At 42.1% G+C, this 15,818-nt stretch carries 17 protein-coding genes; 4 read left to right on the forward strand and 13 right to left on the reverse strand.

The annotated features are described in order from the left end of the window. The first annotated feature begins 315 nt into the window (after positions 1–315). Genes pgaC through J7E21_RS13960 form a run of 3 tightly spaced genes read left to right on the forward strand, consistent with a single transcriptional unit; the run spans position 316 to position 2,770 of the window. On the forward strand, positions 316–1,488 hold the full coding sequence (pgaC, locus tag J7E21_RS13950) for a poly-beta-1,6-N-acetyl-D-glucosamine synthase (RefSeq protein ID WP_251048022.1): 1,173 nt from the start codon (positions 316–318) through the stop codon (positions 1,486–1,488). Further along, the gene (locus tag J7E21_RS13955) at positions 1,446–1,904 is read left to right on the forward strand and encodes a poly-beta-1,6-N-acetyl-D-glucosamine biosynthesis protein PgaD (protein ID WP_215108811.1); all 459 of its coding nucleotides are present in this window, start codon (positions 1,446–1,448) and stop codon (positions 1,902–1,904) included. Before pgaC ends, J7E21_RS13955 begins: the two co-directional genes overlap by 43 nt. Then, the gene (locus J7E21_RS13960; protein ID WP_215108813.1) at positions 1,901–2,770 is read left to right on the forward strand and encodes a polysaccharide deacetylase family protein; all 870 of its coding nucleotides are present in this window, start codon (positions 1,901–1,903) and stop codon (positions 2,768–2,770) included. Before J7E21_RS13955 ends, J7E21_RS13960 begins: the two co-directional genes overlap by 4 nt. A 306-nt stretch (positions 2,771–3,076) precedes the next feature. On the opposite strand, the gene J7E21_RS13965 is transcribed toward J7E21_RS13960, so the two are convergent. Beyond that, positions 3,077–4,309, reverse strand: a complete 1,233-nt coding sequence (locus J7E21_RS13965) for an NAD(P)-binding domain-containing protein (protein ID WP_215108815.1) — start codon at positions 4,307–4,309, stop codon at positions 3,077–3,079. An 802-nt stretch (positions 4,310–5,111) separates the two neighbouring features. On the opposite strand from J7E21_RS13965, the gene J7E21_RS13970 reads away from it, so the two are divergent. Continuing rightward, positions 5,112–7,535, forward strand: a complete 2,424-nt coding sequence (locus tag J7E21_RS13970) for a sensor domain-containing protein (protein WP_251048016.1) — start codon at positions 5,112–5,114, stop codon at positions 7,533–7,535. A 132-nt stretch (positions 7,536–7,667) separates the two neighbouring features. On the opposite strand, the gene J7E21_RS13975 is transcribed toward J7E21_RS13970, so the two are convergent. From J7E21_RS13975 to J7E21_RS14025, 12 genes are all read right to left on the reverse strand, one after another. Beyond that, complete coding sequence (locus J7E21_RS13975) at positions 7,668–7,880, reverse strand: hypothetical protein (RefSeq protein ID WP_215108817.1); 213 nt, start codon at positions 7,878–7,880, stop codon at positions 7,668–7,670. After that, complete coding sequence (locus J7E21_RS13980; RefSeq protein WP_215108819.1) at positions 7,867–8,019, reverse strand: hypothetical protein; 153 nt, start codon at positions 8,017–8,019, stop codon at positions 7,867–7,869. The genes J7E21_RS13975 and J7E21_RS13980 overlap by 14 nt, the downstream gene beginning before the upstream one ends. Positions 8,020–8,149: 130 nt before the next feature. Beyond that, positions 8,150–8,356 carry a hypothetical protein gene (locus J7E21_RS13985; RefSeq protein ID WP_215108820.1) on the reverse strand — a complete coding sequence of 69 codons (207 nt, stop codon included), beginning with the start codon at positions 8,354–8,356 and terminating at the stop codon, positions 8,150–8,152. 142 nt (positions 8,357–8,498) lie between these two features. Further along, positions 8,499–8,729, reverse strand: coding sequence for a hypothetical protein (locus J7E21_RS13990; RefSeq protein WP_215108829.1), 231 nt, complete (start codon positions 8,727–8,729; stop codon positions 8,499–8,501). Positions 8,730–9,085: 356 nt separating this feature from the next. Then, complete coding sequence (locus J7E21_RS16460) at positions 9,086–9,217, reverse strand: hypothetical protein (protein WP_285228754.1); 132 nt, start codon at positions 9,215–9,217, stop codon at positions 9,086–9,088. 185 nt (positions 9,218–9,402) lie between these two features. Then, positions 9,403–9,765 (reverse strand): hypothetical protein, encoded by a 363-nt coding sequence (locus J7E21_RS13995; RefSeq protein WP_215108831.1) that lies wholly within the window; start codon positions 9,763–9,765, stop codon positions 9,403–9,405. A gap of 707 nt (positions 9,766–10,472) precedes the next feature. Continuing rightward, the gene (locus tag J7E21_RS14000) at positions 10,473–11,456 is read right to left on the reverse strand and encodes an ornithine cyclodeaminase family protein (protein ID WP_215108833.1); all 984 of its coding nucleotides are present in this window, start codon (positions 11,454–11,456) and stop codon (positions 10,473–10,475) included. A 165-nt stretch (positions 11,457–11,621) separates the two neighbouring features. Next, on the reverse strand, positions 11,622–11,774 hold the full coding sequence (locus J7E21_RS14005; RefSeq protein ID WP_215108835.1) for a hypothetical protein: 153 nt from the start codon (positions 11,772–11,774) through the stop codon (positions 11,622–11,624). Between the two features lie 376 nt (positions 11,775–12,150). After that, the gene (locus tag J7E21_RS14010; RefSeq protein WP_215108837.1) at positions 12,151–12,357 is read right to left on the reverse strand and encodes a hypothetical protein; all 207 of its coding nucleotides are present in this window, start codon (positions 12,355–12,357) and stop codon (positions 12,151–12,153) included. 788 nt (positions 12,358–13,145) lie between these two features. After that, complete coding sequence (locus J7E21_RS14015; RefSeq protein ID WP_353047794.1) at positions 13,146–14,054, reverse strand: ABC transporter substrate-binding protein; 909 nt, start codon at positions 14,052–14,054, stop codon at positions 13,146–13,148. Positions 14,055–14,075: 21 nt separating this feature from the next. Next, positions 14,076–14,819 (reverse strand): ABC transporter permease, encoded by a 744-nt coding sequence (locus tag J7E21_RS14020; RefSeq protein WP_215108839.1) that lies wholly within the window; start codon positions 14,817–14,819, stop codon positions 14,076–14,078. Positions 14,820–14,823: 4 nt separating this feature from the next. Beyond that, positions 14,824–15,816, reverse strand: coding sequence for an ABC transporter ATP-binding protein (locus J7E21_RS14025; RefSeq protein WP_215108841.1), 993 nt, complete (start codon positions 15,814–15,816; stop codon positions 14,824–14,826). Positions 15,817–15,818 lie beyond the last annotated feature (2 nt).

Below are 15,818 nucleotides of genomic sequence, written 5' to 3' on the forward strand. Positions count from 1 at the left end.
CACCGAACAGGCAAGAAAGCGAAAGTTCATTTTCAATTCGTTACCTTAATATACAACGCATCTCACTTGGCGAGTGATCGATTGAAAGCTGCCAAGCACGCAGCTTTAGCAGCCGCTTAAATTTAAAAAACAGAAAAAATGGTCGGTAAAGTCGTCTACACTTTTTTAAAAGTGCGATTTATGAAATTGATTCAGTTAATTAAGATAATTTAGACAGGAGGCATATCATTGGAATTTTCACAGCTCTTTTCTGGACCTTATAGTTTAATAACGGGATTCATTTTTTTGTATCCTTTTGCAATGGCCCTTTTCTGGATGGCTGGTTCTATTCTGTTCCTTAGAACCAAAGAATCCAAAAGCGATTCTTTAAACATCGAGGATTTTGATTGGCCAATGGTCAGTATACTAGTTCCATGCCATAACGAAGAAGAAACCATTGAAGAAACCGTCCGGAATCTTAGCGGACTTTCTTATCCCAAAAAAGAAATTATTTTGATCAACGATGGTTCGACAGACGGAACGAGTGAAACAATCAAAAGATTGTCAGAGCGATACGGCAATGTCAGAGCCATTCAGCTACATGAAAACCGCGGCAAAGCGAACGCTTTGCAAGTCGGCTTATTCGCTTCCAGAGCTGAATACCTCATCTGCGTCGACTCGGATGCCATGCTTGCCGATACTGCTCCCTATTATTTGATTCGTCAATTCTTTGAACAGGGGGAAAGGGTTGGGGCTGTGACAGGCAACCCCACTATCCGTAATCGCAATAATCTGCTTAGCCGGATGCAGTTGGTCGAATATGCTTCTATCATTGGAGCGATTAAGCGGACACAAAGGCTGCTCGGAAAAGTAATGACTGTTTCTGGAGTTGTGGTCGCTTACCGCAAAAAAGCGCTCGTAGATGTTGGTTTATGGGACCGCGATATGATTACTGAAGACATTGCGGTCAGTTGGAAACTCCAAAAGCGCTTTTGGGATGTCCGTTATGAACCCAATGCCATTTGTTGGATGCTTGTTCCAGAAACCTTATCTGGCATTTGGAAACAGCGCGTCCGTTGGGCGCAAGGCGGCCAAGAGGTCATTCTCCGCCATTGGAGAGTCTTGTTCAACTGGAAACAGCGTAGAATCTGGCTTATTTATCTCGAACAATGGATCAGCATTCTTTGGGCGTTCAGCTGGCTTTTCGTCACGCTATTGTTGCTGTTTACGGCTACCAGGCTGCAAGAAATGCTTCTTTGGTTTACATTCAGCTCTTTTGCGTTAGTGTTCATCTGCCTGGTTCAATTATTTATTGCACTCTTAATCGACTCCCGCTACAACCCTAAATTAAAATACTATTTTTGGGCAGCGTGGTATCCGGCCGTTTATTGGATGATTAATACAGCCGTCGTCATAGCGGCCATCCCACGCGCTATTTCATCACGTCTGAAAGGAGGTTACGCTATATGGAACAGTCCAGACCGCGGCATAAAGAACAAAACTTCCTGATTGTAGTCAACCGATCCTGGTTTTATGTGTTGATTGATTTCATTTTTTCACTATTTTTTTGGTTATATAGTTTGGTAGTGGTCTCATTTATCTTGTCGGCCACTTTCGGGTTCAATAATACTCTAACAAAAGTGTTGAATGCTTCCTTTAACATGACAAATCAAGATATCCGCACTATGTTTATCGCAGCCATTGTCGTTTTCCTTCTTTTTTACGTATTGCTTTATATAAACCATGTATACAATAAAAAGAGATTCGGCACATTAAAAAGACGAAGCTATCCCGCTCCAGTCAGCAATACCGAACTCAAGACATTAGGATTAATGGATATAGAAACAATTGAGAAACTGCAAAGTGAAGATTATACCGTTTTTGATACAAATCCTATCGTTCCTCTTGGAGGTGAAAAGCGGTGAACAAAAAGATATATATTTGGATAACCGTTATCGCATTGATTAGCCTGTTTTTCTTATCACGAAAAGAACTTTTCACCGAGGCATTCTCAGCAGATAAACCGGCCATGTCATTCCCAAAAGAGTTGAAGGAAAATGGCTGCCTCGGATTGAATTATCACCGGGTTCAAGACGATACCTTGCTGGTCAAATCGGCTCGAAGCTTGCTTCAATCCGATGAACTTGTGAAATACAGCGTGCTGCAAAGTGAATTTAAAGAGCAGATTGATGCATTGGTGGAAGCAGGTGCCGTCTTTTTGAATGAAGAACAACTATTAAAGGCAAAGGCTGAAAATGCTTTCCCAGAAAAATGCGTATGGATATCATTTGATGATATTGACCGCTCGGTTTATGAAAATGCCTTTCCTATTTTAAAAGAAGCACAAGTCCCTTTTACAATGTTCGTTATTGCAGGACATGTCGGGAGTAAAGACTTCAGCAATCTGGAGATGTCCACATGGGATGAACTTCGAGAAATGAAAAAAAGTGGATTAGCTGATTTCGGCTCGCATACCTTTGACATGCATCGGTTCGAAGATGAGATTCCTGTCTTTCTAATCCCCGACCAATTGGAAGGATTTAAGAAAGACCTGGAAAAAAGCGTAGATAAAATAGAATCGGAACTGGATGTCACAATCAAAAGTTTCGCCTACCCTTATGGCAATACCAATAAACGGGTCAGTCGCACGTTAGAAGAGCAGGGGTTCGAAGCCGGATATATTTTAGCTCCTCAAATAATCCGGCCACATGATGACAACTTTTGGATCAATCGGATTGTCGTTAACCAAACAACGTTTGATGATGTGCTGCTTCCTTACCTTGAAAAATAATCCTTACATTTGGAAAGAACCGGCCAATAGTGAACACTTTAACGCTGCACCCGATACCCCTTTAACCAAGAAAAGCACAACCGGCTAGGGAGCAGCCGGTTGTGCTTTTCTTGTTATGGACATTACTTTTCTTGAGTGCGTTGTGCGGTTCCCAGGGAGCTACACAACTCACTCTCTTTTTTTCATAGAGCTTTATCCAGCGCGAACACGGACTAGGCGACGAATAAGAGGTGTTAACCACAACCGGCAACACGAAATTTCAACTAACACAGTTAAACTGAAAAATGACCGGTGAATGGATCGTATTTACTGTAACCATTCATCAGGGAATTTTATTTGCACTTCTTCAGCTTCCTCTATTTTTCCATTCAAATAGGCCGCAATCGAACGTGCTTGTTCAAATCCATTCATCAGAAAGAATGAAGATGCACGTCCAAAGCTTTTAGATCCGATGATATAAAAGTCTTTTTCCATGTGGCGCAGCTGTTTTTCGCCGTGCGGCTGCACAACCCCCCTTTTTTCAAAGAGAAGTTGTGCTATCCCTTCGACACATTCAGCGGATGGATGCAGGCTGTATTGAACCTCCCGGAACATGTCGATGTTCGGTCTCGCGCCCGTATTGACGACGATCTGATCAATTCCCTCAACCCGTTCATGGTTGGCGGCGATGACATCTAACTTTCCGTTGGATTCCGTTAAGTCTTCTATATAAAAAGATGAAAAGCAATCGATGCTTTGCTTGCTCATGAGCCGCTCAATTTTCTCGCCTAATCGATATTGAGCAAGAAACCGATTTTTAGAGAGCGCTGGAATAAAGGAGAAGTCCGGTTTTCTGATCACCCAGCTGATTGTCGTCTCTGGTGCTTGTTTTTTCAACTCTCCCAGCTGGATGACGGTATTAATGGCCGAGTGTCCACTTCCGACAACTAAGGTATGCTTGCCTTCATAGCGCTCTTTGCCTTTCCCTAATACATCCGGAATGCCATACATAATAGCGTCCTTCGCCTGCTCTTCTGCTTGGGAATAATACCCTCCGGACATAAGCGGGTTTGGGGTTTGCCACGTACCGGAAGCATCGATAACCGCCCTTACCTCATACGTCTCTAAAGCTCCATCTTGGATCGCTTTGATGACAAATGGATGGTCTGACCGTTCCGCCCTCTTGCTCTTATCTATATGTTTTCTTCCGATGGAGACGACTTTGGCATTCAAGTGGATATGCGGTTCCAATTCTGACGTTTGAGAGAGTGGGTGCAAATAATCGGTATATATATCCCCTGCATATGGAAGCCTCTTCTCGACCGGTTCCGTCCATCCGTTTCGTTTCAATATCTCTCGGCTCGCCGGGTCGACATTGAACTTCCAAGGTGAGAACAGCCTGACGTGTTTATAGTCCAAGAAGTTTGACCCTACATGGCTGCCTGCTTCAAATACATAAAACGGCAAGCCTTGTTCGTGCAGATGTGCAGCTGCTGCTAAACCGATCGGACCCGCACCAATGATTCCGATAGGTAGTTCTTTTTGATCCGTCGACTTCATCTTCAAACCCCCAAGTTCAATTTGTGATTGTATTTCCAAAATAGTTTAAAGCTTTTTCAGCATCAGCGTAAGATAATTTGATCAAGATCGTAATTCTTCTTCACAATTCGTTTTCTCCTTAAGGTGACAACTTACACTATATATAAGCATATCATTATATGTTTATGGATTAAAGCGTCTGAACGTTTTTTTCTTGTTCATGAAATGAATTATTCGGTCCACCTCCGTTCTGACATCTCTGCTTTGCGCTTTGATTAAAGCGATTACTAAAAACACGACAACGACACAGCTCATCATTTTTGCCGTGCGGCCCCCACAAAAGGCCCACCGCTCAATACTGTCGCCGGAGGCAATCCAGCAGTGTTCAATAAGAACATTAAAAGGCAATGAAAACTCGCGACTATTCCAAACGATTCTTTTTGAGCCGCCAACTTAAAAATATAAGAAAAAGAGAGCAAATAAAATAGATTTGTTCCTTTTTGTGTATATAATTTCCTAACAAGAAAAGGATAGCAATTCAACACAAGGGTCCTCCCCTTCTAACAGTTCACTCAACAAAGTAAACAGGAATTTTTGCGACATCATCCCACTTCACTAGTTCAACAAGGACTTTTTCAGCTGATGATATGTAAGAAAATTCCTATTATTTTATACAAATGTATCAAAAACCACTATCTTACTGCGTTCCCATATATTAAACTTAAAAGACATGTGAATTACTGCCTTTTCTATATGAATGTCCGAAACCACAAACACCGTTTAATCGAAAAGCTTATCTTTATTTTTCAAAAGGAGATCGATAATGATGAACTACTTTCCAAGAAAAACAGGACAGGATATTTTTAGTTCTACAGATCTTTTTGATTTGATTCAAGACCCCATCTTTTTGATGGAGGATGACCATGATTCTTTTCGGTATATCTACGCCAACCCACCAGCTTTAGCCCTGTTGCCGGGCCAGGAGATTATCGGCAGCCGGATCGAAGAGGTGCTGTTGCCGGAACAAAGCCGGACCCTCCTCCATTATTATAAAAAAGCGCAGTCTTCTCAAAGCTCTTTAACGTTTACCGAAACGGTCGAACTGCCGAATGGTGATTTCGCAGGAGAAACCATGCTCCATCCGGTAGTGACCGAAGACGGGAAATGCCACTATATATTAGCTACTGTAAAAGACATTACTGAAAGAGAGCGTAAAAAGCGCGACCTTCAAAATACAACAAGAGACATTGAAATAGAACGAAAAAAGCTGGGTTCTTTGGTAGAACACAATGCCAGTGCAGTATTTGAGGTTGATCAGCAACGGAAAATCATCCGTGTGAATAAAGCGGCCATTGAAGTTACGGGTTTTAGCGAAGAACAACTGCTCGGCCAATCCTTTCTTTCCTTAGTAGCCGATAGCTCCTTGGAACAGGCGCTGTCGTATGTTGACCAGGCATTCACTGGGGTTTCCGGTGAATTTGAGACGAGCATCTATACCGAGGATCATCAGCTGGCCATCTTTCAAGTGAGCACGATCCCTATCATTATCGAAGAAACTGTAACCGGCATTTACGCCATCGCCAAAACCATTACGGAACAGAAAAAGACGGAGCGACGGTTGCGAGAAAACGTACAGCGCTATAAATCCTTGTTCGATAACCACCCACATGGAATATTCACTTTTGACCGGACAGGGACTTTGGAGAACATCGCTGCAGCAACAGAAAGCATTATCGGTTATTCCCTCAAGGAATTGCAGGACGAATCGTTCCTGTCGATTATCCCACCCGAGGACATAGAAAAAGTAAGGAACCATTTTTACAAAACTATTCACGGAAAACATACTGAGCGCTATGAATTGGCTTTCCGCCATAAAAACGGGCAGCTCATCGATCTTCAAGCGATGAATATCCCCATCATCGTGGATGGAGAATTGGTAGGGATTCACGGCATTGTGACCGATGTCACGGAAGCCAACCGAGCGCAAAAGGCTTTGACTGAAACGAAAGAAATGCTTGAAATTTTCTGGGAAAATTCGATTGACCCCATTTTTTCTATTGATACAAAGGGAGACATCTTGAAAGTGAACCCGGCCTTTGAAAAAACGTTTGGATTTACGGAAGAAGAAATGGTGACTGGGCAAGGTACCATTATTCCACCGCATATGAAGTCCGATCAAGACCATATCGTGGAAAGGATTTTAAACGGAGAAACGGTCAATTCCCACGATACTTTGCGTATAACCAAATCAGAGAAACCGCTGAACATCATCTCATCCTATTCACTGATGCGAAATTCGGACAAAGAAATCATCGGCTCCACCATCATCTACAAAAACGTGACGGAACTTAAGAAGGCCGAGCGGGAACTGCAGAAAAGCCAGGAGAAATACAGGCTGATTACAGAAAGCACATTCGACATCATTACACTGATCAACCTTTCGGGGTTAATCGAATACGTATCGCCTGCAAGCGAAAAAATCCTGGGATATCCCGACCAAGCTTATATTGGAAGCCCCTTTACTCAAAATGTCCACCCTGACGATGCATTTGATTTGATCGAGAGTGTGGCTTCTCTCATGAACGGCGGCGAACCAGCCACTGTTGAAGTGCGTTTTGTACATCAGGATGGCCATCATATCTGGATGGAGGTTTCCCCTACACCCGTCATGGTGAATAACGAAGTGGTCCAATTGTTCACGATTGCCAGGGATATCACCGAACGAAGAAAGCATCAGAATGAAATTGCGAAAATGGCTTTTTACGACCATCTATCAGGCATTCCTAACCGCCGTACGTTTGACGACAAGCTGCAAAAGGCCATTCTCCAAGCAAATCAGTCCGGCAAGAAAGTCGCCGTATTGATGCTCGATGGGCGTAAGTTCAAGCAAATTAACGATCAGTTTGGCCATGATGCCGGAGACGCTGTGATCAAGGAAATGGCCAAACGGCTCCAGTCCTGCATTCGCCCTATCGATACGCCTGCCCGCTTGGGTGGTGACGAAATGGGAGTTATTTTTCCGGAACTCGATTCCATAGAGGTCGCTGAAAACACAGCAAAACGGATTCTCGAATCGTATGAAGCACCCGTAGTCTTTAATGGTTTTGAAATAACAATGGGAGCTGAAATCGGTATTGCGATTTACCCCGATGACGCCATTAACGAAAAGCAGCTGATCAAGTGCGCCGACACGGCTCTGTATGAAGCGAAAAAGTTGAATCAGGACGATTACCGAATCTATAGTTAGTGTGAATCGCATCAAACGGATAGAGAACATCAAAAGTCTGGCAGGAAACCATTAGACGGTTTCCTGCCAGACTTTTGTGCTTATGCATTCCCATCTGAAAGTAGGTTGTGAAAGACATTCATGCGCCAGGTTCTATGCTCTGCGTTGGAACATCTTCTCAATGGCTTTGTAATTGTCATAGCATTCTCTCCGGTAGCGCCCTTCCAAAAAACCTAGAAGTTCTTCTTGTTCGATTGAAAACTGACGCTCTAAAGTTTCCAAAGAGTTCCCCTTATTGTGGTAAAGATACAGCATCGTATAGACCTCTTCGTCTCGGACATTAGCCAAATATTTACTGGATACCATCTGAGGTCTCCTCCTTTTCACTAGCGCCCCACTTATTCTTCAGTTGCTTGTACAATTGGTACCCGGCGATGTATTCCTCATAACCGTGCATCTCCTGATCGAATGTATCTTTTACTTCCGCAGATTGATATTTTCCCATGAAATATTCCTCCTTTAGTTTAAGAATTCGGATTACTCGAACCATTGTTGTTATGGGGGAATTTATTCTGCTTTAACGGTTCAGGCATTCTAAAGAGAGTCAGAATGGAATGATGGTTTTACAACTTCATTTAATCAGACATGAAATTCTCAACTACAGTTTCACCATCAATTTTTTCTGATTTTTTTATGATTTGGCCTTTTTCATACATGGAGTAAGCTGTCTTTTTAGAAAGGGTTTTTTTGTATTCGTTGTCCATGAAGCCGATAGAAAACCATTCCCCGTCGGCAGTTTGAACAAAGTCTAGAAGCTTGAAATTCACTTCTTTTACTAACATGTTGGTTACCTCCCGTTTCATTATTATCTTATCCAGCCGCTCGTTTAGGCGCCTTCTCTTGCAGATAATTTTCTTTTCGGGATATTCTTTAAATACAAGCACATCCACTCTTTCTTGCATGCCAATAGGGCATAACTGCAAATCAAGAATTTCTTGTGATGACCGGAACTTGCTGTTCAAGAACCACCAGCGCCTCATAAAGACGTCCTACAAAATGTTCAGCGGGTTCAAGCGATTCGAGTTGCAGACAGCACAATCCATGTTCCATCGTCATCACCTGCTGCAAGTAGTTTGCCGGAAATAAGAAGGCCTGTTGTTTGAGCGCTGACGTGATAATGGGAACTTCTTCAGGCAGCAGGAAAACTTCAGCCATGTTAACGGCAGACCCGCCTTCTAAAATTCCATAGAAGGATACATCTATATTCAGTGAACAGCAAAAACCCGATGTGCGGTTCTCCAGTTTGACTGCTCGTTTCTTCCTGAAACTCCATATTCCCGAAGTCCATTCAACTTCTGTGTTCAATTAACTTGCTTATCTCCACTGCTTCTTGTCCCAATGAATCTGTTGCTGCCACTTAGATCAACCCCTCCGCGTTAACTTTACAGAATTGATAATCGGCGCTTCTTTCTAAAGTGCATAGCATATGTTCCGCTATGCTGGATCAGAGATAGCGAATCTTCGGTTCAATGTTTTTTAAAGTTGTCGGCATTTCTCAACACCTTAGGCCTTCACTGTTTAGTGCACAGAGCAGTTTTTTCCATTTTGTATTGTTTATAGCCGCTGATAAATTCCTCGTAAATTTGCAAATAGGATTTAGCAAGCTTATCCATGCTTTTTTCTTCCTTTACAATAGCAGTCATCTGATTCACCCTCCTCAGTATTGTTCCTCACAATCATTAGTCACACAGCAAGCTGTCCACTCACTTCGTAGAGACAGTCTTTCCTGCTTTAATGCCGGCGCGAGAAGAGTAATTATTCCGACTTCTTATTTGATTAAAAAATACAATTAAAAATAGATTCTGCTCTGGCCCTTTATGATTCGATTTCAGGTAATGAATTTCTTGCGTGTGGACTTCCGGTGATAGGGCGTGATACAAAACAGCTCTTCAGGACAACTGTTAGATAATTCATATAAGTTATAGAAGACACTTTGTGTGAGTTCGTATCGCTGCATGCAATCCGGTAATGCTCTTACTTTTTCAGATGCGTGCCCGAACATCACCTCATCTATGTCCACCCATACCGACTGAACCTGGGTCTGTACCTTCCCTTCTTTTCTAAAGGAAGTTTCTCTTGTCAGGCGAACAAAGAAAGTGATAAAAGCAGATCCATTTTCAACATGCACATCTTTGGATCTGAAAAAATAATAGCCAACCGATTGTTGAGGCAATTGCTCCATCTTTTTCATTCTCACTTCTCTCCTCTTAACCAAGCATTATCGTACGTAATTAAGTTATATGATTTTCTTGCGTTTCTTAAAAATTAACAATTCAGCCGAATAACCTTTCAGACAATACAATAAATACTATTCACTTACATGTAAAAAACATAAAACTTTTTACATGCAATAAACTTAAAATTACTATTTTATTTCCATTTGCCATTACAATAAACCTATAGTATAACCGGTAATATGTAAAGATATTTTTAATATTCTTATAATTAAGAATTTGTAAATGTTTTTCTTATATACTTTTAGTCGTAATGAACTTAGATTTAAATAAACGAAAAAAGAAGATGCATGAACTTCCACACCTTCTTATCTTTTGAGATTCAATGATTCAGATATTTTTTTGTCAAAGGTTGCTAAAGTGTTATGAGTTTCCCATTTCCATTTAAATTGAAGTGGAACGCATTACAAATTAACGGGTGGAACGATGCTCTTTTTTGGCGGCCAATTATCGTTGCACCTAGTGAAACAACTTCTGCTGTTTTCGCAAAAAAATTATTAAAATAATAGTTTTAAAAAGAAAAGATTTTAACCACATGTGATTTACAGTTTCTGCTCTTTTTGAGTTTTATCATCTATATAGAACAACATTGCATACGCTATATTGATTTCAAATTCCGCTTCTTCTACAAGGATTTCATCGGCCTAGTAATTCGAATTTGATCTTATAGCTCGACATCCGTGCCGATATCTCTGCTTTGCGCTTTTCGGTAGACGCCTTTTGCGACGGCAAGGTCGAAGTATGCCGCTCCGACGCATTTGAAGAAGGTGATTTCCTCTTCGCTTTCACGGCCCGGCCGCTCGCCTGCGACCAATTCCTCCAGTTCGGCGTGGAGCTCTTCGAACGACCAATTGCCGCTGTTCGCGGCATGGATCAGTTCCCCCGCCTCGCCCTGGACGCCTATGATATCGTCAGCGACGATTTTATCCGCGCGCCGAATCGTCGTTTCGTCCATTTCGCGCATATGCGGCAAATACGAGCCGACGCCGTTGATATGGGTGCCGGGCTTTAAATCGTTGCCATCGAATACCGGTTCCACAGAACGCGTCGCACAGACGATGACGTCGGCTGACTCGACAGCTGTTTTCGCACTGTCGGCTACATGAATCGCAACGTCCACACCGAAGGCTTCGAGCTGCTCTTTAAAGCGAGCGGCTTTTTCTGGGGTGCGGTTGAACAACAGAATTTGTTCGATATTCCGCACAGCCAAGACACCAAGCACTTGCTCGAACGCCATGGCGCCTGTTCCGATGACGCCAAGTGTCCGGCTGTCTTGTCTTGCGAGATGATCAGTCGCGATCGCGCTGAGCGCCCCGGTACGGAGACGCGTCAAATACGATGCCGTCATCATCGCAACATGCTCACCGTTTGTCGCGTCGGACAATACAATGACGCCTTGAGTCGTCGGCCTGTGCTGTTTCGGGTTGTCCGGAAAAATCGTCACGATTTTGATCCCGGCGATTTCTGCTTTATTGTCGGCGCTTGGCATGTACAAAGCGGACGCCTGCCGATCCGGAAAATCGAGCACGGTGCGGTGCGGGTTATTGATCTGTCCACGATGCTTTGCAAGGAGCAGTTTTGTCACGTCCTGGATGGCATCGTCCATTTTGTAAGTTTCCTGGATTTGCTGTTCATTGATAATTCGCATGAGGCCCCCCTAAAAAGAGTTGTTTATCCCGCTTCTTCAACTGGGAGATCTGACTTGCCGTAAAATCCCGATTGGACCAACTAACAATCAGCAGGGGATGAAGAACCCCGCTGATTGTTAGTCTCTCATTAATATAGACATCATCTCTCGGAAATTAACCAAGTATTACTGGATGGCATCTGAGGCTTGCTCTTTTTCAATGGTACCCGACTTTTTCTTCAGTTGCTTGTACAATTGGTACCCAGCGATGTATTCCTCATAGCCGAACGTCTCCCAATTGAATGTATCTTTGACTTCCGCAGATTGATATTTTTCCATGAGATATTCCTCCTTTCGTTTAAGAATCCGGATTTATATTCCTTTTGTGCCGGCTACTTGAATTCCTCATAAGCCTCTCCATGCAACAAGCGCACATCAGTGCCTTGGAGACATTCTATGAATCAGTGCCTATGTAACTTTGAGGAATTTTTGTCTTTCTCTTCTTTGTATTGTTTATAGCCTTGGACGAACTCTTTGTATGATTGCGTGCGCCGCTTATTCACATGCATCATTTTCATAGGACTCTTTACTCCAACACCCATTCTGTCCATCTCCCTTTGCGCTATTGCCGTCTGAGGATTTTTTATGCTGACTGCCTACTCACTGGCTCAGGCAGTTTAAAGGCAGTCAGAATGCAATGGTTTTACAACTTCATTTAATTAGATATGAAATTTTCAACTACAGTTTCACCATCAATTTTTTCTGATTTTTTTATGATTTGGCCTTTTTCATACATGGAGTAAGCTGTCTTTTTAGAAAGGGTTTTTTTGTATTCGTTGTCCATGAAGCCGATAGAAAACCATTTCCCATCGGCAGTTTGAACAAAGTCCAGAAGCTTAAAATTCACTTCTTTTACTAACATTAGAATTACCTCCCGTTTCATTTTCCATCTTATCCAGTCGCTGGTTCAGGGGCCTTCTCTTGCAGTTTTCTATCAACACTTTTCTATCCTTACTATCAGTCTATGCTATCCGCTTGACTTGTACTGTGACATTTCTCACGCCTGGAGAGAATTTGTGAAAGATTGACAAACTTCTGACAAAAACCAACCTCCTGCACCAGCCACTCAAACCAATTCTTTCGCTTTAACTGTGAAAAATTGACCATCGGTGCATCGCGCTATAAAGCGACATTAGTTCGGGTTTCCAGGCATCCATCTTCCAAAGAAAAAATGTAAGTATTCATAAAAATAAGATTATATTTTTTGGTAAAATTTTTTTAACCCAGAATTTATTTTCTATAACTGTGAAAAAAGTATCATTAATTTTCTAAAATGCCTTACTAAAAGACTATACCAATACCCAATAAATGTAAAGTATATTTAAGATTTCTTTTTATTCGGTTTTCTTAGATTCTCCCTAATATCTTATTTCATCTGAAAAAGAAAAAAATATCCTCATGAATAATGTATTAAAGACATGGCGATGCTTTGAAAAAGGGGTATTCACCCATTTCAAAGATGAGGTTTAGTTCAAACAGGTGACAAGCCTTTCCCAACTGAATAGGCTGGATGACACATGGGAATATAGCAGCGGGTCTCGCAAGCAACAGAACCTAAAAAAAGATGACTCCGGGCACAATCCCCGAAGTCATCTTTTCACAGTTGAATATAGTCCAGAAAGACCAGCCGCAAATTTCACATGAAAAATACTACTCGTCTTCTAGCAAACCGTTTTCAACAAGCCACTCATGCGCTACAACTGAAACGCTTTGTCCTTCAATATCCACTTTATAATTCAATTCTATCATAATTTCATTGTTTAACTTTTCAGCTAAACGGGCAGTGATTTCTTCAATTTCCGGATATTCATCAAATACTTCTTGTCTTATTGAAACAGCTGCATAATACGGAGGGAAGAACTTTTCGTCATCTTCCAAAGCAACTAAATCATAACTTTTGATGGTGGCATCCGTTGAAAATGCTACCGAAACGTCCACTTGCCCATTGTTTAAAGCACGCTGGGTCAACCCCAAGTCCATTTGGTTTACCTGCTCCGAACCAAATTCAAATCCATAAGTTTCTTCTACACCCGGCAAGCCATCTGCACGATTGGCAAACTCGGCATCAGCTGCCATTGTTAACTCGCCAGGATTGTCATTGATGTAAGCAGCTAGATCAGTGATGGATGTGAGTCCGAGCTTTTCAGCTTCTTCCCTTTGCATGGCAAGCACATAAGTATTGTTGACTTGCGACATATTCAACCAATGGATGCCATTCTCGCTGTCATTGGCTTTGACTTTTTGAAAAGCTGCTTCCGGTTCAGCGATGGGTTCTTCTCCCATATACGTAATGAGTGCTGTCCCAGTATATTCCCACATCAAATCGACTTGTCCATTTTCAAGTGCCGAGCGGACAATACTGCTTCCGAGATTGTTCATTTGGTTTACTTTAAAGCCTTCTTCCTGCAATAAAAACGCTGTCATTTCAGACAATAAGTATTGCTCGGTATAGTTTTTTCCTCCTACAGTCACTTCTTTTCCTGCAATCCCAAAACCGGAACAGGCTGTTAGGAGAACTGCCATGATGATTAGAGGAAAAAGTTTGAATGATTTATACACAGCACTTGTGCCTCCTGTCTTTTAATCCTCTATTTTCCCTGTGCGTCTTGCTCCTTCTGGAACAACCACATATTCAAGTTTTCTTAGTAAATAATCAGCCAGGATGGCCAATAACGTTACCGGGATAGCCCCAGAAATCAGAAAGCCATTATCGAACAAATTAATTCCAGTAAATATCCATACTCCAAGGCCCCCGGCTCCAATTACGTAAGCCAGAGCGGCTGTGCCGATATTCAAGACGACCGCTGTCCGGATGCCTGCCAGAATCGAATAAGCAGAATTTGGAAGTTCAATGCGGAATAAAATTTGATATGGCTTCATGCCCATCCCTTTTGCAGCATCAATCATATTTTCATCAATGGTATCAATGCCTGCCACTGTATTTCTGAAAATGGGCAGAATTGAATAGATGAACAGGGCAAAAACAGCAGTTTTAAACCCAATTCCCAAAAGGCTGATCATTAATGCCAGAACTGCTAGACTCGGAATCGTTTGCCCTAAGTTGGCGATATTGGAAAAAATCCATTCCGCTTTTCGGAACTTAGGCCGAGTAACGAGAATGCCTGCCGGTACCGCAATTAAAATGGCAAGCAAGGAAGACACGACAACAAGTACAATGTGCTGCCTTAAAAGGATTAGAAAAGTTCCCTGTTGAGTGAAGATATAATCGAAATAGCTGTTGGCAATCGCCCAAATGAAGAATGCGGCGACTAGTGCATAGAGTGACAATCTTACAATATTGGCTATTAACTTTTGTCTTTTCACCGGCTCATCCTTCCTGAGAAACGGACAACTTCCCTTTTATTTCGAAATGCAAATATTTCTGTACGAGATCAATTGTAATTGAACCAATTCTCTCGCCTTCGTCATCCGTTACAATCACTTGATCGGCTTCCTGGTTCATCAGCATAGACAAAGTATTGCGCAAATCCTGATGCACATTGATTGTTTTAGTATCTTGGATAGAATCATCTACTTCCCCAAGTCCGATTATTCCCTGTAAGTCTTTCACAGTATGCAAACTTAAACTTTTAATTGCCCGATCTTTGCCGAAAAATTGAGAAACGAATTCATTTTTAGGATGCGCCAGCATTTCTGAAGGCGTATCAAATTGCATAATTTCCCCGTCGCGCAACAGCACTATTTTATCAGCCATTTTAATCGCTTCATCAATGTCGTGGCTGACAAAAAGAATCGTTTTTTTGACTTCCCGCTGGATCTGCAAAAATTCATCCTGGATTTTTTCCCGGATAATAGGGTCAAGTGCGCCGAACGGTTCATCCATCAGCATGACGGGAGGATCGGCTGCAAGAGCTCTTACTACACCGATGCGCTGTTGCTGGCCACCTGATAATTGATAAGGAAAGCGTTTCCCATATTCTTCTGGATCCAAGCCGCTCAGCTTCATCAAATAAGTAAACCGTTCACGTTTTTCTTTTTTGCTCCATCCGAGAAGATCCGGTACCAGCATGACATTTTCTTCAATAGTCATATTCGGAAAAAGCCCATTGCTTTGAATTACGTATCCGATTTTCCTTCTTAATTCGATGGCATCCAAATCCATAGAATTCTCACCATTGATAATGATTTCACCATCTGTAATCGACTCCAGGCGGTTAACCATTCTTAAAAGAGTTGTTTTTCCGCAGCCAGATGGTCCAAGCAAGACCACAATTTTCCCTTGTTCAACGGTAAAGTCGACATCATTGACCGCTATATTTTCCTCATTGTATGCTTTTGTTACATGTTTAAACGATATCATCT

It is taken from the genome of Planococcus sp. ISL-109, from assembly GCF_018613655.1.
Classification (GTDB): Bacteria; Bacillota; Bacilli; order Bacillales_A; family Planococcaceae; genus Planococcus.